This window comes from Saccharothrix sp. BKS2 (assembly GCF_047689505.1).
GTDB classification, from domain to species: Bacteria; Actinomycetota; Actinomycetes; order Mycobacteriales; family Pseudonocardiaceae; genus Actinosynnema; species Actinosynnema lopnurensis.
In genome coordinates this window covers 199,516-217,680 of record NZ_JAUQOL010000009.1, presented here as the reverse complement: position 1 = coordinate 217,680, position 18,165 = coordinate 199,516, and the positions used below count along the sequence as shown (strand labels likewise).

Here is an 18,165-nt window from a genome sequence, read left to right as displayed (position 1 = left end):
GGGCCTGGACTTTACACACGTCCGGAATGACGAAAACCCGGTGTCCAAATGGACCAGCCGTGGTGAAAATCTGCCAATGACTTCCTGGACCGTTCAGCCCGTGGCGGTTGACAGCCCGCTCGCGACCGCACTCGTCCACGACTACTTGATCGACATCATCGGCCGCTACTACGGCCGCCCCGCCACCCGGGCCGAGGTGGACCGGGCCCTCGTCGAGGACCCCACCGACGACCTGGTCGCCTTCTACGTCGGCCGGCACCGCGGGCAGGCCGCGGGCTGCGCCGGCTTCCGGCTGGTCGACCCCGGTACCGCCGAGCTCAAGCGCCTGTACGTGGCGGCCGGGGCGAGGGGCACGGGAGGGGGTGCGGCGCTGCTGGCGGCGGTGGAGCGGGGGGCGGCCGCGCTGGGTGCCCGGCGCGTGCGCCTGGACACCCGCGCTGACCTGGTCGAAGCCCGCGCGCTGTACGCCGGGCACGGCTACGCCGAGGTCGCGCCGTTCAACGCCGACCCCTACGCCGGGTACTGGTTCGAAAAGCGCCTATAGGGGTCATTGGGTTCGCATATCACCCATGTGAGGTGTCTCACTTGACACTGAATAATGGCCACATGTTGAGTGTTGGACGAAAGTCGGCCGCGGAATGAAATGGGGATCAGTCCAGTGGCTTTCGCCGTTGAGTTGACATTTCGTGATGCGCGCCAGGTGCGGAGATCCATTCATCTCGCCCACCGGGAATACTGGCGTCCGCTGGCCGAGCAGGGTGTGCTCGTCGGGACCGGCCCCTGGGCCGACGGTTCCGGCGTGCTGCTGATCGTGCAGGTGCCCGACGACGCCGCCGCCCGGGACCTGGTGCGCGGTGACCCGTACGTGCGCTCGCAGTCGATCGCCGAGGTGCGCATCCGGCAGTGGCACGTGCTGCTGGGCGTGCCGGAGGGCGAGCGCGTGCCGGGCATGGTGCGGCCGCGGGACGGGCAGAGCGCCGAGGCGCGCTCGCGCGAGCCGCTGACGCCGCACGAGCACCGCATCGCGCTGATGATGCTGGAGGGCATGACGAACCGGCAGATCGCCGAGCACTTCTCGGTGTCCACCCGGGCCGTGGAGCTCCACATCACCCGCATCTACCGCAAGCTCGACATCGGCAGGCGGGCCCAGCTCGCCGCGGCGATGCCGTGGGGGCAGCGCTCCTACCTGTAGGTCGGTGGGCGGGCGATCCTCGGGTCGGCGGTCCGGTCCGTGCGCGACGCCGTGCGGGGCTTGTGTGGTGCTTGCGTCGCGTGCTGCTCGATCGCGCGTGGGGTGGGTACGGCGGGGCGTCGGTGATCCCCCGGTTGGTGCGCCCTCGGGCCGGCGGCCGGGGTACGTCCTGGTCTTGTGGTGACGGTGCGTTGCCGTACCCGCGCCTGTCGCGGTGTGGTGACCCCGGTGTCGTGCACCGGGGCCCGCGTCCTGGTCTGGTGGGCCCGCGCTCCTCGGCGTCCCCGGTGTGTCCTGCGGCGCAGATCGCGTCCACCTCGTCGGGCTCGTGCGGTACGCCGCTGCGCAGCGGAGTGGTGCGGTCGGCCCGGTGGAGCGACCGCGCCGACCTCGGCCGGCGACGCCTCGTCGGCGGGCACCTCCGGGCGGTGGTGTCGCGCGCGCTCCCGAGGGATCGGCCGACCCCGGTATTGAAATCCGGGACGTTCACGGGCGGCACCCCTGCGGTTCACCTGGAGATCGCCTTCACGACCGGGTGGACGAGTGTGGAATTGAAAACTTTCTGTGATTGATGCTCACATGCCATTCCGGTGATGGGTTAGTCCGTTCAGGCATACCGACCGTGCGGTATGTAACACGATCAGCGTCCTCGGCGTCGCGTTCGCCGCCATCCCGGAGAAGGCGTGCGCCGAACAGGGCCTCACCGGTGACGGGGTGCTCCGGGCGTTCCAGGACACCAACCACGTCGACACCGGCGGGCCGGCCGGCTGTGGTTCTCGTCGGTTGTGGTTCTCGTCGGTTGTGGTTCTCGTCCGTCACCCGTCCCGCATCGCCCGACCGACCCCCGCCACCGCCCGGTGGCCTCGCCGTCGTGGTAGATCTGTTCGAGCCCGAGCTGGTCAGGTCCGGGCTGGTCCGGCTCAAGGGCACGTGCGCCAAGTAGCCGCCGGGAGTTTTCGGCCGCCCCGCACCGGGAAACCGGTGCGCATGATCGAGGTGCGCACGACGGTCCCCGCGCCGGTGGACCGCGTCTTCGCGGTCCTCACCGACGGCTGGTCCTACGCGGGCTGGGTGGTGGGCGCGGCCCACATCCGGGAGGTCGACCCCGGCTGGCCCGCGGTCGGCACCCGCATCCACCACAGCGTGGGTGCGTGGCCGATCGCGGTGCGCGACGTGACCGTCGTGCGGGCCGTCGAGCCCCTGAAGCTGCTCGACCTGGAGGCCAGGCTGTGGCCGATCGGCGCGGCCCGGGTGCGGTTGGAGCTGACCGAGGTGCCCGACGGCACCGAGGTGGTCATGTCCGAGGAGGCGATCAAGGGGCCCACGGCGCGGCTGCCGGAGTCCGTGCAGGCGCTGTTCCTGGTCCCGCGCAACCGCGAGTCGCTGCGGCGGTTGGCGGACTTGGCGGTGCGCAAGGCGAACCCCAAGGGGTAGTTTTCCGCTGTGCCGTCCGTGCCGTTGGCCGGCCTGGCCGACCTGCCCGACTGGCTGCCGACCTGGTGCGCCGACCGGTTGGGCGGCGAACCGGTTGACGTGCTGTTCGAGCGGCGGCAGATGTCGGCGGTGTTCGGCCTGCGGTTGGCCGGTGGCCGGGAGGTCGGAGTCAAGGCCCGCGAGGACGACGGCCGGGCCGCGTCGTGCGTTGCCGCGCAGACCCGGCTGGCGGACCGGGGCTTCCCGTGCCCCCGCCCGCTCACGCCCGCGCTGCGGGTCGGTGCGCTGGCCGTGCACGCCGAGGAGTTCCGGCCCGGCGGTGACCTGCTGCGCGGCGACTCCCCGGACGTCGCCGCCCGCTGCGCGGCCGTGTTCGCCCGGCTGATGGCGGAGCTGTCCGACGTGACCGTCACCCCGCCGCTGCCGAACCCGCGCTGGGTGCGGTGGGACCACCCCGGGCCTGGGTTGTGGCCGGCGATCAAGTTCCTGGACGACCGGGACCAGGACGCCGTGCCCGCGTTCGTCGTCGACGTGGCTGTCCGGGTGCGCGAGCGGCTGCTGGCCGCCGACCTGCCGTGCGTGCTGGGCCATGCCGACTTCGAGGCGCAGAACCTCCGCTGGCGCGAGGGGGACGTGTGGGCCGTGCACGACTGGGACAGCCTGGGGTGGCAGCCCGAGGCGGCGCTGGTGGGCGCGGCGTGCGGTGCGTTCGCCAGCGCCTCACCGCCGACCCTGGCCCCGGTCGGGAGCTCCGCCGCGTTCCTGGAGGTCTACCAGGACCTCCGGGGGCGCGGGTTCAGCGCGGAGGAGCGGGAGGTCGCGTGGGCGGCCAGCCTGTGGCCGGCCGCGCACAACGCCCGCTGGGAGGCGGTGCACGGTGACGAGCCGGTGTGCGGTGCCGCCGTGCGCGCGCAGGCGGCCGAACGCCTCCGGCTGGCGAACGCCTAGCCGTCGAGGCCGGCGGCTCCGGCGGCTCGGCACCTCCGTCGAACCCGTGCCGGCACCTTCGCCGCCGGTGCCGACCACCGTGGGAGCCGGCTGTTCCTGGCGGGTGACGGGTGCCGCCGGCGGAGGGCGGGTGCTGCTGGGGTGTGGGAGTGGGTTGAGTCGGGGGAGTGCGTTGAGTTGGGGGAGTGGGCTGGGTGGGACTGTGGGGTCTGGTCGCGGGATTCCATGTCTAACCGATGGCCGAGACCCCGGTTTTCGTACATCCTCGGGCGATGATCACTCCATCGTGTGACCCGCCCGGCGGCGAAACCCCTGATCACCGCCCGTGGGCCGTGATCGGCGACCACGGCCCACCCTAGTCCACCCCGCTAGTACACCGCCCGGTTCAGCCCCTGCACCAGCAGCCGGTACGCGTCGCCCGCCAGGCCGTTGCGCGCCAGTGCCGCCCGCGCCGCGTTCGCGCCCGCCGCGCCGTGCACGCCACCGCCGGGGTGCGCCGACGCGCCCGCCAGGTACAGCCGGTCCACCGGGGTGTCCGCCCGGCCCAGCCCCGGCACCGGCCGGAACACCAGCTGCTGGTGGATGGCCGCCGTGCCGGAGTTGATCGAACCGCCCACCAGGCTCGGGTTGCGCGACTCCAGGTCGCCGGGACCCTGCACGAACCGCCCGCGCACCAGGTCCCGGAAGCCCGGCGCGTGCTGCTCGATCAGCTGCTCCAACCGGTCGGCCCGCCGCCGCACGCGGTCCGCCGACCACTGCTCCCCCTGCGGCACGTGCGTGTAGGCCCACGCCGTCTCGGTGCCGGCCGGTGACCGCGACGGGTCGGAGGTCGTCATCTGGCCCATGATCACGAAGGGCACCCGCGGCAGCCGGCCGCACGCGATCTCCGCGCTGGTCATGGCCAACCCGTTGAAATCGCCTCCCAGGTGGACGGTCCCGGCCCCGCGCACCTCCGGGTTCGTCCACGGGATCGGCGCGTCCAGCGCCCAGTCCACCTTGATCGTCGCGTCGTCCCACTCGAACTTCGCCAGGTCCGACACCAGCTGCGCCGGCAGGTGCCGCTCACCGACCAACCCCAGGTAGAGCCGCGGCGCGGGCACGTCCGCCAGCACCGCCTTCCGCGCCCGCACGAACCCACCGGACGCGTCGCGCACCCCCAGCGCCCGCCCGCCGGCCACCACCACCTGCGCCACCGGCCGCGAGCACTCCACCACACCGCCGAGCCGCCGCACCAGCGCCCGCGTCAACGCACCCGCGCCACCCGCCGGCACCGGGTAGCCCAGGTCCTGCCCGAGCATCGACAGCAGCCACCCGAACGCCGCGCCACCCGCCTGGTCCGGGCCCAGGTCGGTGTGCATCGCGTTGCCCGCCAACAACAACGGCGCGCCCTCGCCGGAGAACCGGTCGTCCCCGAACGCCCGCACCGACTGCACGAACGACCGCGCGAACCGCAGCGCCCCACCCGGACCCAGCGCGCCCAGCAACCCGGCGGCCGGCCGCACCGGGGGGAACGGCCTCATCAGCGCCTCGATCAGGTCGTCCCGGACCAGCTGCCAGCGCGCGAACTCCTCCCGCCACACGTCGCCGTCACCCGCGCCGAACGACTCCACCGACGCCGCCGTGCGGTCCACGTCCCGCGACAGCAGCGCCACCCGGTCGTCCGGCAGCACGTACGCCAGCACGTCCGGCGACCACCGCCACTCCAACCCGTGCCGGTCCAGCCCCAGGCCCGCGATCACCGGCGACGCCACGCCCAGCGGGTAGAACGCGCTGAACAGGTCGTGGTGGAACCCCGGCTCGGTCAGCTCGGCCGTGCGCACCGCGCCACCGGGCTCGTCGGCGGCCTCCAGCACGAGCACGTCCCACCCGGCGTCGGCCAGCACGTTCGCCGCCACCAACCCGTTCGGACCGGACCCGACGATCACCGCGTCCACGACGTCGCTCAACGCGAACCTCCTCCTTGGCTCTGGTGCACGGGTCGACCCCGGCCCAGTCTGCTCCACCGGGGACCCTCGTGCGGCGCGAGCGGCCCCCAGGTCCCGCGCCCGCGCCCGTCCGCGATCGCCGCGACCACCGCCTCCAGCGCCCGCCTCGGGTCGTGCCGGGGCACCCACCCCAGCCCGCGCAGCCGACCGGTGTCCACAAGGGACGCCCGGTCGGCCAGCCGCAGCCAGCCCGGGTGCACCGGTTGCAACCCGAAGCGCCAGGTCAGCCACGCCGGTCCGGGCAGCGCGCGGAACGGGACGGGCACCAGGAAGCCGCCGACCACCGCCGCGAGGTCGGTCGCGCGCAGCACGGGATCGGCGGCGACGTTGAACGCCCCGGTCGCGCGTTCGCGCAGGATGAGCCGGATCGCCAGCGCGACGTCCTCGGCGTGCACGAACTGGATCCGCAACCCCGGCCACAGCGGCACCGGCAACCAGGGGCGACCCAGCAGCGCGGGCGGCACCAGCGGGCTGAGCAGCCACCGGTCGATCTCGGCGCCGGCATCGGGCTGGACGACCGCGCAGGGCCGGATGCGCGCGATCCCCGGACGACCGTCGAGCAGTCGCTCCAGCTCGGCCTTCTGGGCGCTGTAGGCGCTGCCGGGCACCCCGCCGCACGGCCATCCCTCGTCGACGGGTCCGGAGGCGGGCGTGTAGGCGGCCACCGAGGAGGCCACGACGACGTGCGGCACCCCGGCCCGCTCGGCGGCGCGCAGCACGTGGGCGCTGCCGGTGAGGTTGGTGCGCCGCATGTCCGGGTCGCGGGGGGTGGGCTGGACCGCCCAGGCGAGGTGCACGACCGCGTCGGCGCCCTCGAAGGCCCGGGTCAACAGCGCCTCGGCGGCCGGCGCGCCGATGTCGCAGCTCACCCACCGCTCGGTCACCGGCGGATGATCACGCCCGGTGGGGGTTCCCGCCGAACGGCCGGGAGCGGTGGAGATCGCCGCCGGAAGATCAGGCCAGGTGGAGGTCTCCGCCGAACGGCCGGGAGCGGCGAAGTCCGCCGCCGGAAGATCACGCCCGCCGAAGGTCTCCGCCGAGCGACCCCCGAGCTCCGCAGAGGTCCCCGCCAGGGGGTCCCCTGCTTTCATCTTGCCAGAAGGGTCCGACAATTCCGGCCGACGAGACCCGACCACCCCACCGGGCACCCGCCGCGCGACGCCGATCACCTCGACCCCGTCCGCCGCGAGCACGCGGCGCAGTGCCGTCCCCACGCTGCCGCTGGCACCCGTGACGACGACCCTCATGCCCGCAAAGTACCCCCCGACCACCACGCCCAAGCCCGAGCGCGCGGTGCGGACCGAGTTCGTCGGTCCCGTGCCCGCCGACCACCGGGGCGCCCCGGGACGGGACACCCCGGTGACCGGATCAGCCGCCGAGGCCGGCGCGGCGCAGCGCTTCCGCCATCGCGCCGTTCGCCGGCGGGCGCTCGTCCCGGCGCGGCCGACCGCCGCCACCGCGCTGCCCCTGCCCTTGGCCCTGCCCCTGACCCTGCCCACCCCGACCACCGCGCTGGCCGTCCCGCGGCTGACCACCGCGTTCCTGACCCCCGCGCGGCTCGCGCGGCGGCTTGCGCCCCGGCTCGTCCTCCAGCCGCAGCGACAGGCCGATCCGCTTGCGCGGGATGTCGACCTCCAGCACCTTCACCCGCACCACGTCACCGGACTTCACCACGTCCCGCGGGTCCTTCACGTACGTGTTCGACAGCGCCGAGATGTGCACCAACCCGTCCTGGTGCACGCCGACGTCCACGAACGCGCCGAACGCGGCCACGTTCGTCACCACGCCCTCCAGCACCATGCCGGGCTTGAGGTCGGCGATCTTCTCCACCCCGTCGGCGAACGTGGCGGTCTTGAACGCCGGTCGCGGGTCGCGGCCGGGCTTCTCCAGCTCCCGCAGGATGTCGGTCACGGTCGGCAGGCCGAACCGCTCGTCCACGAAGTCCTGCGGCCGCAGCTTCTTCAGCACCGCGGTGTTGCCGATCAGCTCCGCGCTGTCCGCGCCCTGCTGGATGCGCCGCACCACCGGGTAAGCCTCGGGGTGCACGGCGGACGCGTCCAGCGGGTCGTCGCCGTTCGGGATGCGGAGGAAGCCCGCGCACTGCTCGAACGCCTTCGGCCCCAGCCGGGGCACGTCCTTGAGCGACTGGCGCGTGCGGAACGGGCCGTTGGCGTCGCGGTGCACCACGATGTTCTCGGCCAGGCCCGCGGTGATGCCCGAGACCCGGGTCAGCAGCGGCGCCGACGCCGTGTTCAGGTCAACGCCGACCGCGTTCACGCAGTCCTCGACCACCGCGTCCAGCGACCGCGACAGCTTGGCCTCGGCGAGGTCGTGCTGGTACTGGCCGACGCCGATGGACTTCGGGTCGATCTTGACCAGCTCGGCCAGCGGGTCCTGGAGCCTCCGGGCGATCGACACCGCGCCCCGCAGCGACACGTCCAGGCCCGGCAGCTCGGCGGACGCGAACGCCGACGCCGAGTACACCGACGCGCCCGCCTCGGACACCACGACCTTGGTCAGCCGCAGGTCGGGGTGGCGCGTGAGCAGGTCGCCGGCGAGCTTGTCGGTCTCCCGCGACGCGGTGCCGTTGCCGATGGCGACCAGCTCCACCGAGTGCCGCCGGGCCAGCTCGGCGAGCTTGGCGATCGACTCGTCCCACCGGTTCGCGGGCACGTGCGGGTGGATGGTGTCGGTGGCCACGACCTTGCCGGTGGCGTCGACCACGGCGACCTTCACGCCGGTGCGGAACCCGGGGTCGAGGCCCATCGTGGCGCGGGTGCCCGCGGGCGCGGCCAGCAGCAGGTCGCGCAGGTTGGACGCGAACACCCGCACGGCCTCGTCCTCGGCGAACGCCCGCAGCCGGGACCGCAGGTCGATGCCCAGGTGCACCAGGATCCGGGTGCGCCACGCCCACCGCACGGTGTCGCCCAGCCACCTGTCACCGGGCCGGCCCCGGTCGTCGACGCCGAAGCGGGAGGCGATGCGCGCCTCGTACCCGGTGGGCTCGTCCTCGTCGGCCGGGTCGAAGACCAGGTCGAGGACCTCCTCCTTCTCCCCGCGCAGCAGCGCCAGGATGCGGTGCGAGGGCAGCTTGGTGAACGGCTCGGAGAAGTCGAAGTAGTCCGCGAACTTCGCGCCCTCCTCCTCCTTGCCCTCCCGGACCTTCGCGGCGACGCGGCCCTGGCCCCACATGCGCTCGCGCAGCTCGCCGATCAGGTCGCCGTCCTCGCCGAACCGCTCGACCAGGATGGCGCGGGCGCCCTGGAGCGCGGCGGCGACGTCGGCCACCTCGCCGGTCACGTACGCGGCGGCGGTGGTCTGCGGGTCCAGGGTCGGGTCGGCCAGCAGCCCCTCGGCCAGCGGCTCCAGGCCCTGCTCGCGCGCGATCTGCGCCTTGGTGCGCCGCTTCGGCTTGTACGGCAGGTAGAGGTCCTCCAGCCGGGCCTTGGAGTCCGCGGCCAGGATCTGCGCCTCCAGCGCCTCGTCCAGCTTGCCCTGCGACCGGATCGACTCCAGCACGGCCCCGCGGCGGTCCTCCAGCTCGCGCAGGTAGCCCAACCGCTCCTCCAGCGTGCGCAGCTGGGCGTCGTCCAGCGTGCCGGTCGCCTCCTTCCGGTAGCGGGCGATGAACGGCACGGTGGAGCCCCCGTCGAGCAGTTCGACGGCCGCGCTCACCTGCCCGACCCGCACCCCGAGCTCGTCGGCGATCCTCTGGTGAATGGCAGTGGTCACAGCGAGCCATTGTGCCCTGCCCGGCCGGCCGCGAGCGGGCACCCCGACCGCCCGGCGCGCCCCCGCGCCCGGCGGGGCGCGCCGTCGTCCGCGGCGGGTCGCCCGGCTCCGGCGGGGAACCCGGTTCCCCGGGCCGCTCCCGGCTGACCAGCCAGGTTCCGACATACTGACCGGTATGACCACACTCGACCACTGGGGCGGGACGAGCCGGTACGCCGACCTGGACGGCGCGGTGCACTACGTCGACTTCGGCGGCGACGGGCCGCCGGTCGTCCTGGTGCACGGGTTGGGCGGCTCGCACCTCAACTGGTGCCTGCTCGCGCCCCACCTGGTCGAGCACCACCGCGTGCTGGCCGTGGACCTGGCCGGGTTCGGGCTGACCCACCCCGAGGGCCGCGGCACCACCGTGCCCGCCAACGCCCGGCTGCTCGACCGGTTCCTGGCCGAGGTGGTGGGCGAACCGGTGGCGCTGGTCGGCAACTCGATGGGCGGGATGATCTCCATCCTGCACGCGGCCCGCCGCCCGGACTCGGTCACCGCGCTGGCCCTGCTCGACCCGGCCGTCCCGCTGCCGCTGGGCACGAGGGTCGACCCGCAGGTCGCGGCCGCGTTCGCGATCTACGCCGTGCCCGGCCTGGGCCGGCGGTTCCTGGAGCGGTCTCGCCGCGGCGTGTCGACCCGCCGCCAGGTCAAGCGCGTGCTCAACCTGGTCTGCGCGAACGCGAAGTCGGTGCCGGAGGAGGTCGTGCTCGCCTCGATGTCCCTGCTGGAGCAGCGCGCCGAGATCCCCGGCCTGGACGAGGCGTTCCTGACCGCCGCCCGCTCGGTGGTGTGGACCGGGGCCACCAGCCGCCGCTACCACACCGCGATGAGCCGGGTGAAGGCGCCGGTCTACCTGGTGCACGGCGACCGGGACCGGCTGGTGCCGGTGACCTCGGCCCGCGCGGTGGCGCGGCGCAACCCGTCGTGGCGGTACGAGGAGTTCGCGGGCGTCGGGCACGTGCCGCAGCTGGAGATCCCCGACGTGATCGGCGGCAGGCTGGTGGACTGGCTGGCACGGGACTGAGCGCCGGGCCGGGCGGGGACCGGGCGGGCGACTGGGCGTCGGGCCGGGCGGGGACCGGGCGGGCGACTGGGCGTCGGGCCGGGTGCGAAACCGGGCGGGGACCGGGTGGGCGACTGAGCGTCGGGCCGGGTGCGAAACCGGGCGGGGACTGAGCGCGGGACCGGGCGCGGACCGGGCGCGGTACCGAATTCGGTACCCGCCGGTACTGGCGGTTTGCCCCCGGGCGAAACATCATGGACCCAGGGGACGCTCGACGAGGAGCGGGGAGGGGCCATGCCGACGCTGCCGGACATCCCGCCGGACCTGGATCCGGTCACCGCGGTCGAGGCCGTCCAGCCGGGCCTGCTCTGGTACCTCACCGAACCGACCCGCGCCGCGGTCGACATCGGCCAGTTCGCCGCCGGCCGGGCGCTGCTGCGCGGTGCGCCCAGCGGCGACGGCCACACCGTGCTCGTCCTGCCCGGCCTGGGCGCGACCGACCGGGCCACCGGACCGCTGCGCCGGTTCCTCACCGGCCTGGGCTACGAGGTCCACGGCTGGGGCCTGGGCCGCAACATCGGCCCGTCGGTCACCGCCGTCAACGGGATGCGCGACCTGCTGCGCGAGCTGGCCGGGCGCGGCAAGGTCAGCCTCGTCGGCTGGTCGCTGGGGGGTGTGTTCGCCCGGGAGCTGGCCCGCCAGCGGCCGGGGTCGGTCCGGCAGGTGATCACGCTCGGCAGCCCGTACGCGCTGGCCGACCCCCGGCACACCCGGGTCAACCCGGTCTACCGGCTGCTGTCGCGGTTCTACGAGCCGGGCGCGCCGCCACCGCCGCCCGAGCACACCCGCCCGGCGTTCCCGGTGCCCGCGACCGCGGTCTACTCCCGGTCGGACGGGATCGTGCCGTGGCGCTCGTGCGTCTCGCCCACCGGCAAGCGCCACGAGAACGTGGCGGTGGCGTCGAGCCACCTCGGCTACGGCTACAACGCGACCGTGCTGTGGGTGGTGGCCGACCGGCTGGCCCAGCGGCCGGGGCGCTGGCGGCCGTTCACCCCGCCGCCCGGCATGGCGCGCATGTTCCCGGCCGCCTGAACCGGGCCGCCTGAACCGGGCCGCCTGAACCGGGCCGCCTGAACCGGGGCGCCTGAACCGGGGCGCGACCCGGTCGGCGGCGGGACGGCAGCCCACGAACGGGTGAAACCTGATCGTGTCACACGGTCGCGCCCCCTACGGTGCACCTCGTGTGGCATCGGCTCGAACACGCGTACGGCCCGGCCACCGACGTGCCGGGACTCCTCGCGCAGGTGCGCGACCCGCTGCACGCCGGGGCCGCCATCAGCGAGCTGAACATGAACCTCTACTGCGACGGGCGCGGGGTCTACCCCGCCGTGCCCGCCGCGCTGCCGGCCCTGGTCGACCTGGCCGAGGACCCCGCCGTGGCGGTGCGGCCCGCGGTGGTGGACACGATCGGCGACCTCGCCCACGCCGGCCGCACCGCCCACCCCCGCGACGTGGACCCGGGCTGGGCCGCCGCGTGGGCGCGCGCCGTGCCCCGGCTGCTGGCGCTGCTGCGCGACGAGGACGTGGAGGTCCGCCGCGCGGTGACGTTCCCGCTGGCCCAGGCCGTCGACCACGCCGACGTGCCGCCCGCGCTGCGCGCCCGGTTCGCGGCCGAGCCCGACCGGTCGGCCCGGCTGGGCCTGGTGGTCGCCCACGGCCGCCTCCCGCGCGGCGGCGCGTCCTGGCCCACCGGCCTGCTCGACCACGAGGACCCCGCGGTGCGGGTGGCCGCGGTGGTCGGGCTGCGGCGGGCCGGGGTGGTGGCGGACGCGCACGTGGCGCTGCTGCGCGACCCGGGGAGCGGGGTGTGGGACCAGGCGTGGTGGGTCCGCACGGGCGGCGCGGCGGTGGTCTGGTGGCTCAGCCGCGAGCTGCGCGAGGACCGGGCCGCGCGCACCCGCCTGATGGCGTCCTGGCTGCCCCACCCCGACCCCCAGGTCCGCGCCGGCGCGCTGCTGGCGTGCGCGCACCCGGTCGACGGCGAGCAGGTGCTGCCGCTGGTCGCGGACCGCCTGGCCGACGAGGAGCCGGAGAACCGCCGCGTCGCCGCCACCCTGCTCGCCCGCGCCCGCGCCCCCTACGCCGACGACCTGGCCCTGGCCGCCCGGGACGCCTACCTGCCCGCCGCCGACGCCGCCCTGACCGCGCTGGCCGCCCTCGGCGACGAACGCGCCGTCGCGCCGCTGCTCGACCGGCTGACCGGGCCCCGGCTCGGGCTCTCGCTGCACCGCCGGGCCGACGAGGCGTGGCGGCTGCCCCTGCTGGAGGACGTCCTCGCGGCCATGCGCCCCCACGCCGCCGCGCTGCTGCCCGCCCTGCGCGACCGCCTGCGCGCAACCGCCGATCCGGTGGAACAGGGCGTGCTCATCAAGGTTTTCGAGGACTGGCAACAGGATCACCGATAACGATCACCTGATCAACGTCTTGTGTTGGCCGGCGCTTCACCCCAGGGTTCCGGACGGCCCGTTGGCTCCGACGGGAAACCCTGACGAAGAGGTGGAGCATGACCCCCGCACGCAAGCTCGCCGCGGCCCTGGCCGCCGCGCTGGCGCTCCCGGCGTTCCTGACCGCACCCGCCGCCCACGCGGTGAGCGACGCGGACCTGGCCAACCACTGGGCCCCGGTCCACCACCAGGACACGGACTCCTCCGACCACGACGCCGACTACCTGTCCACAGTGGACTTCGACGGCGACTGGAACGCGCAGAACAACTGGGAGGCCCAGGACGACTCGCTCGCCCGGCTCACCGGCGCGGCCTACTACTCCGTCGCCGAGACCTCGACGCACTGGTTCCTCGTCTACGGCTTCTACCACCCGCGCGACTGGGACGACGCGCCCGACCCGTTCGGGCTGACCACCCACGAGAACGACATGGAAGGGCTGCTGGCCACCGTCCGCAAGGACGGCTCGACCTATGGCCGGCTCGAAGCCGTGGTCACGGTGGCGCACAGCGACTTCTACTCCTACGTCGCCCCCGGCAGCACCTTCACCTCGGGCCGGGAGGGCGTGGACGGCACGCTGCGGCTCCAGGGCCACCGGCCCACCACCCGCCAGGAGGCCAAGGGCCACGGCCTGTACGCGTGGAACGGCGCGGAGTTCCCCGGCGGCGACGGCGTGGTCTACGTGCCCGCGGCGGCCGGCGAGGTCCCGTCGGGCGGCAACGACCGCTCGGTCGGCTACCGCCTCGTCGACACCTTCGCCCCGGCCGGCCTGTGGGCGCAGCGGAACAACACCGCGACCTTCGCGAGCTGGGGCACCTTCCGCGGCGACAACGGCAAGGACAACGCGGCCAACTCGGCGTGGGGCTGGGACGACGGCAACGACGGCGGCGACCTCCAGCGCGGCCTGCTCGCGACGGACCCGGCGTACCTGGTCTCGGTGTACTTCGCGAACCGCGGCGACTTCAGCCTCACGTACACCCGCAACCAGTACCGGCAGTAACCGGGCCGCGCCGCACGACCGCGTACCTCCGCACCCCCGGCCCTGCCGGTCGCGGAGGTGCCGCGGGTCTCGAGGCTCCCGGTGGCGTGCCGCACCCTGCCGGCCGCGCCGCTGGTCGTCCTGGGCCTGCTCCCGGTCGGCGCTGCTGGGCACCGGGCTGCTCGGCGCGGCGCTGCGCGATGGGGCGCTGCGCGGTGCGGCGCTGCTCGCGCGACGCTGCGCGGCACCGGCCGACCCGGCCTTCCGGGCGCTCGCGTGAGCGCGCTCACGCCCGGCCACGGCCCACCGGGACATACCCTCCGGGGATGACGTTGAGGCTCGACACCGCGGGTCCGGTCGCCACGCTGACCATCGACCGCCCGGCCAAGCGCAACGCGCTGAGCTACGAGATGTGGTCGGCGCTGCCCGGCCTGCTGGCCCGGGTCCGGGACGACGACGCGGTGCGCGTGCTGGTGGTCCGGGGCGGCGAGCACTTCTCGGCGGGCGCCGACATCAGCGAGTTCTCCGCGCTGCGCAGCGGGGCGGACGGCGCGGCCCGCTACAGCGAGGCCGTCCACGCGGGGGAGCGGTCCATCGTCACGCTCGGCAAGCCCACCATCGCCGCGGTCACCGGGTTCTGCATCGGTGGCGGCTGCGAGGTCGCGCTCGCCTGCGACCTGCGGCTGGCCGCCGCGGACGCCCGGTTCGGCATCACGCCCGCCAAGCTCGGCATCGTCTACAACTTCCTGTCCACCCGGCAGCTGGTCGACGCGGTCGGCCCGGCGTGGGCCAAGCAGATCCTGTTCAGCGGCGAGATCATCGACGCGGCCACCGCGCTGCGCATCGGCCTGGTCAACGAGGTGCACCCGGTGGAGGAGCTGGAGGCCCGGGTCGCGGAGCTGGCCGGGACCATCGCCTCGCGGGCCCCGGTGAGCGTGCGCGGCGCCAAGCACATCGTCAACCGGATCACCGAGGGCCACCACGACGAGGACGACGCGGTGCGGGCGCTCTACGACGAGGCCGTGCACAGCGCGGAGTACGCGGAGGGCGTGGCGGCGTTCCTGGAGAAGCGGCCCCCGCGCTTCTGAAGCGGAGGTTCAACACCCCCGGGGTGGGTACCTCGTCGGCATGACCGAACCGGAGGAACGACCCCTCAACCCGGACCCGCCCCGTTCACCCGGCACGCCGGAGCCGCCCGACCTCGACGTGGACCCGGAGCAGTTCCTCGACGAGGACGAGCGGCGCGGACGTCGGCAGGAGCCGCCGGACTAGGCGGCCCCCGCCGGGCGGCTCACTTGCCGTCGTGCTTGTTCGTGTCGCCCGGCCACTCGCCGACGACCTTCTCGTAACCGGCCGCGCCGCCCCGGTCGATCGCGGCCCTCACCACACCGAAGATCGCGCCCTGGACGGCCGCGGCCAGCAGCACCTCGCCCCACCCGCGGTCCTTCTGGGTCGCGGTGGGGGCTTCCTTCGTGCCCGTGATGACCTTCCACACCTGGCCGAACAGCGCGCTGGCCGCCGCGCCGCCGAGCACGCCGAACAGCAGACCCAGCGGGCGGTAGAGGAGCTTGTTCACGGTCATCGCCCCCGCCGCGCGAGCTTCCACAGCACCACCACGAGCGCCACCGCGCCCGCCACGACCGCGGCCGGGTGCCGCCTGCCCTGCTCGACGCGCTGCTGCACGGTCGGCGGCAGCTGCTCGACCGCCCGGCTCGCCCTCTCGCTCACCTGGCCGGCCACGGCGCTCGCCTTCTCGCCGACCTGACCGGCCACGACGGTCGCCTTCTCGCTCACCTGGCCCGCGACGACGGTCGCCTGCCCGGCCACCGCGGTGGCCTTCTCGCCCACCTGCGCGGCGACCGCGCCGGCCTTCTCGGTCACCTGCTCGGCCACGGCGCTCGCCCTCTCCCCGACCTGGCCCGCCACGGCGCTCGCCTTCTCGCCCACCTGGCCGGCCACGGCGCTCGCCTTCTCGCCCACCTGGCCGGCCACGGCGCTCGCCTTCTCGCCCACCTGCTCGGCCACGGCACTCGCCCTCTCCCCGACCTGGGCCGCGACCGCGCCGGTCTTCTCGCCGACCTCGGCCGCCTTCTCCCCGGTCGCGGCGCCCGCGGCGCCGACGGCGGTGCCCGCCGCGGCCCCGGCCCGGTCCGCCTTCCGACCCGCCTCGTCCTTCGCCTGGCCGACCGCGGCGGCCGTCTTGCCCGCCGCCGCCGTCACCGCCGCGTTGGCCCGCGTCGCGGTCTCCTTCACCTTCCCCACTCCCTCGTGCGCCTTCTCCTTGACCCGACCGGGCACGTCCGCCTTGTGCGCCAGCGCCTCCACGGTCTCGCCCAGCTCGCGCCGGGTCTCCTCGACGTCGGCGCGCAGCTCGTCCGGGTCGGTCGGTCCGGTGTCCTTCTTCGGGCCGCTCATCGGTGTGCCCTCTCGCTCACGGTGGCGATGTCCTGCTTGACGTTGGAGATGGCCTCTTCCGGCAGGGGCGGGGTGCCGCGCTCGATCTGCCGGCGGCCGACCAGGGCGAGCACGCCGGCGATCGCGAACACGGCCAGCGCGACGACGAACGCCGCGACCCACGCGGGCCAGACCGTGGCCAGCAGCAGCACCAGGCCGGCGATGACCGCGCCGAGGCCGAACCAGGCGAGCACGCCCGCGCCGCCCAGCAACCCGGCGCCCGCGCCGACGCGCTTGCCCTTCTCGCGCATCTCGAGGCCCGCCAGCCGGATCTCGTCCCGGGCCAGCCTGCTCACCTGCTCCGAGAGCCGGCTCACCAGTTCGGCGGTGGACGGTTCGCGGTCGGTGGCGACGTGGTCCATGGCCCCCTCCTCTCACTCGTCCCCCGACATACCCAAAAAGCCCCGGGTGTACGCCCCGTCTTCGGGGGAAACCGACGGCCATGGCGACACGAGCACCCGACGCACCGACCCAGTTGCCGAAGCGCTCCTGGTGGGCCGTGCTGAAGCGGACGGCCAAGGAGTTCAACGACGACAACCTCACCGACTGGGCGGCGGCGCTGACCTACTACTCGGTGCTGTCGCTGTTCCCCGGCCTCCTGCTGCTGACCTCGGTGCTGGGCCTGCTCGGGCCGAACGCCACGCAGACCATTGTGGACTGCCTGGACGTGCTGGGGCCGGGTGAGGCCAAGACGTTCATCGAGGACGCGATCCGGAACCTCCAGCAGTCGCGGGCGAGCGGGCTGCTGGCGATCGTCGGTCTGGTGACCGCGCTCTGGTCGGCCTCGGGCTACGTGGGTGCGTTCATGCGCGCCGCGAACTCGATCTACGACGTGGAGGAGGGCCGCCCGTTCTGGAAGGTCGTCCCGCTGCGGCTGGGGCTGACCGTCGGCGTGGTGGTGCTGCTCGCGCTGACCGCGCTGGGCGTCACGCTCACCGGCGGGGTGGCGCAGTGGCTGGGCGACCTGCTGGGCCTGGGCTCGACGTTCGTCACGGTGTGGGACATCGCCAAGTGGCCCGTGCTGTTCCTGCTGGCCGGCGCCGCGGTCGGGCTGCTGTTCTGGGCCTCGCCGAACGTGCGGCAGCCGAGCTTCCTGTGGATCACGCCGGGCGGTCTGCTGGCCGTGCTGGCCTGGGTGGCGGCCTCGACGGGCTTCGCGCTGTACGTGGCGAACTTCGCCTCGTACAACAAGACCTACGGCTCACTGGCCGGTGTGATCATCTTCCTGGTGTGGCTGTGGATCTCGAACCTGATGCTGCTGCTGGGCGCGGAGCTGGACGCCGAGCTGGAGCGCGGGCGGCGGATGGAGACCGGTGAGTCGACGGGGCAGGACCCGGTGGCCCCGCCCCGCGACACGCGTGCGATGGACGGCGACTAGGGCCCGCTGGCGGGTCGCCGACCGAGGGGGATCAGGACGACCCCTGCTCCGCCTTCTGGTCGGCGACCTGCTTGTGCACCTCGTCCATGTCGACCTTGCGCGCCTGCTCGATCAGGTCCTCCAGGGCCGCCTCCGGCAGGGCGCCGGGCTGCGCGTAGAGCACCACGCCGTCGCGCACGATCATCAGCGTCGGGATCGAGCGGATCTGGAACGCGGCGGCGAGCTGCTGCTGCGCCTCGGTGTCGACCTTGCCGAACACGATGTCGGCGTGCTTCTCGGCGGACTTCTCGTAGACCGGCGCGAACTGGCGGCACGGGCCGCACCAGGCCGCCCAGAAGTCGACCAGGACCATCTCGGAGCCGCCGACAACCTCGTCGAAGTTCTCCGCGGTCAGCTCCACGGTGGTCATAGGTCCTCCTCGGTGTTGACTCAGGGGATCACACCCCTGGTACCCCGCTCAACGAAACGGACACGCCGAGCATTCCCTTCAACAAGTTGTAGACGTCTTCAACAGGA

At 74.2% G+C, this 18,165-nt stretch carries 18 protein-coding genes; 11 read left to right on the top strand and 7 right to left on the bottom strand.

All coding sequences use genetic code 11. The features are described 5' to 3' along the window. Positions 1–100: 100 nt before the first annotated feature. From Q5530_RS20905 to Q5530_RS20890, 4 genes are all read left to right on the top strand, one after another. Positions 101–544: a GNAT family N-acetyltransferase gene (locus Q5530_RS20905; RefSeq protein WP_415364398.1), complete on the top strand. Its 444-nt coding sequence runs from the start codon at positions 101–103 to the stop codon at positions 542–544. Between the two features lie 156 nt (positions 545–700). After that, positions 701–1,192 (top strand): LuxR C-terminal-related transcriptional regulator, encoded by a 492-nt coding sequence (locus tag Q5530_RS20900; RefSeq protein WP_380640782.1) that lies wholly within the window; start codon positions 701–703, stop codon positions 1,190–1,192. A gap of 987 nt (positions 1,193–2,179) precedes the next feature. Next, a complete protein-coding gene (locus Q5530_RS20895) occupies positions 2,180–2,626 on the top strand; it encodes an SRPBCC family protein (protein WP_415364397.1) in 447 nt (148 codons plus the stop codon). Positions 2,627–2,746: 120 nt separating this feature from the next. Then, positions 2,747–3,574, top strand: coding sequence for a hypothetical protein (locus Q5530_RS20890; RefSeq protein WP_415364581.1), 828 nt, complete (start codon positions 2,747–2,749; stop codon positions 3,572–3,574). Positions 3,575–3,942: 368 nt separating this feature from the next. Here the strand turns inward: Q5530_RS20890 and Q5530_RS20885 are convergent, their stop codons facing one another. From Q5530_RS20885 to Q5530_RS20875, 3 genes are all read right to left on the bottom strand, one after another. Then, positions 3,943–5,520 (bottom strand): phytoene desaturase family protein, encoded by a 1,578-nt coding sequence (locus Q5530_RS20885; protein WP_415364396.1) that lies wholly within the window; start codon positions 5,518–5,520, stop codon positions 3,943–3,945. Next, positions 5,517–6,443, bottom strand: coding sequence for an NAD-dependent epimerase/dehydratase family protein (locus Q5530_RS20880; RefSeq protein ID WP_415364395.1), 927 nt, complete (start codon positions 6,441–6,443; stop codon positions 5,517–5,519). The genes Q5530_RS20885 and Q5530_RS20880 overlap by 4 nt, the downstream gene beginning before the upstream one ends. 484 nt (positions 6,444–6,927) lie before the next feature. After that, the gene (locus Q5530_RS20875; protein ID WP_415364393.1) at positions 6,928–9,291 is read right to left on the bottom strand and encodes a Tex family protein; all 2,364 of its coding nucleotides are present in this window, start codon (positions 9,289–9,291) and stop codon (positions 6,928–6,930) included. A 175-nt stretch (positions 9,292–9,466) separates the two neighbouring features. Between Q5530_RS20875 and Q5530_RS20870 the strand changes: the two genes are divergently transcribed. The 6 genes from Q5530_RS20870 (at position 9,467) to Q5530_RS20845 (ending at position 15,089) form a co-directional block, all read left to right on the top strand. After that, complete coding sequence (locus tag Q5530_RS20870) at positions 9,467–10,357, top strand: alpha/beta fold hydrolase (RefSeq protein WP_415364392.1); 891 nt, start codon at positions 9,467–9,469, stop codon at positions 10,355–10,357. Positions 10,358–10,630: 273 nt separating this feature from the next. Then, positions 10,631–11,428, top strand: coding sequence for an esterase/lipase family protein (locus tag Q5530_RS20865; protein ID WP_380640766.1), 798 nt, complete (start codon positions 10,631–10,633; stop codon positions 11,426–11,428). A 149-nt stretch (positions 11,429–11,577) separates the two neighbouring features. After that, positions 11,578–12,801: a HEAT repeat domain-containing protein gene (locus Q5530_RS20860; protein ID WP_415364391.1), complete on the top strand. Its 1,224-nt coding sequence runs from the start codon at positions 11,578–11,580 to the stop codon at positions 12,799–12,801. Between the two features lie 98 nt (positions 12,802–12,899). Then, positions 12,900–13,838, top strand: coding sequence for a hypothetical protein (locus tag Q5530_RS20855; protein WP_415364390.1), 939 nt, complete (start codon positions 12,900–12,902; stop codon positions 13,836–13,838). Positions 13,839–14,143: 305 nt separating this feature from the next. Then, positions 14,144–14,905, top strand: a complete 762-nt coding sequence (locus Q5530_RS20850; RefSeq protein WP_415364389.1) for an enoyl-CoA hydratase/isomerase family protein — start codon at positions 14,144–14,146, stop codon at positions 14,903–14,905. 40 nt (positions 14,906–14,945) lie between these two features. Next, on the top strand, positions 14,946–15,089 hold the full coding sequence (locus Q5530_RS20845; protein WP_415364387.1) for a hypothetical protein: 144 nt from the start codon (positions 14,946–14,948) through the stop codon (positions 15,087–15,089). A gap of 19 nt (positions 15,090–15,108) precedes the next feature. Here the strand turns inward: Q5530_RS20845 and Q5530_RS20840 are convergent, their stop codons facing one another. From Q5530_RS20840 to Q5530_RS20830, 3 genes are read right to left on the bottom strand one after another with little or no spacing between them, the layout of a single operon-like run. Continuing rightward, a complete protein-coding gene (locus tag Q5530_RS20840; protein ID WP_415364579.1) occupies positions 15,109–15,399 on the bottom strand; it encodes a DUF4235 domain-containing protein in 291 nt (96 codons plus the stop codon). Then, a complete protein-coding gene (locus Q5530_RS20835; protein ID WP_415364386.1) occupies positions 15,396–16,232 on the bottom strand; it encodes a DUF3618 domain-containing protein in 837 nt (278 codons plus the stop codon). Before Q5530_RS20835 ends, Q5530_RS20840 begins: the two co-directional genes overlap by 4 nt. Next, positions 16,229–16,633 carry a phage holin family protein gene (locus Q5530_RS20830; RefSeq protein WP_415364385.1) on the bottom strand — a complete coding sequence of 135 codons (405 nt, stop codon included), beginning with the start codon at positions 16,631–16,633 and terminating at the stop codon, positions 16,229–16,231. Before Q5530_RS20830 ends, Q5530_RS20835 begins: the two co-directional genes overlap by 4 nt. A gap of 80 nt (positions 16,634–16,713) precedes the next feature. Between Q5530_RS20830 and Q5530_RS20825 the strand changes: the two genes are divergently transcribed. Continuing rightward, positions 16,714–17,649 carry a YihY/virulence factor BrkB family protein gene (locus Q5530_RS20825; protein ID WP_415364384.1) on the top strand — a complete coding sequence of 312 codons (936 nt, stop codon included), beginning with the start codon at positions 16,714–16,716 and terminating at the stop codon, positions 17,647–17,649. A 31-nt stretch (positions 17,650–17,680) separates the two neighbouring features. Here the strand turns inward: Q5530_RS20825 and trxA are convergent, their stop codons facing one another. Then, a complete protein-coding gene (trxA, locus tag Q5530_RS20820; protein WP_380640750.1) occupies positions 17,681–18,058 on the bottom strand; it encodes a thioredoxin in 378 nt (125 codons plus the stop codon). Positions 18,059–18,165: the final 107 nt, after the last annotated feature.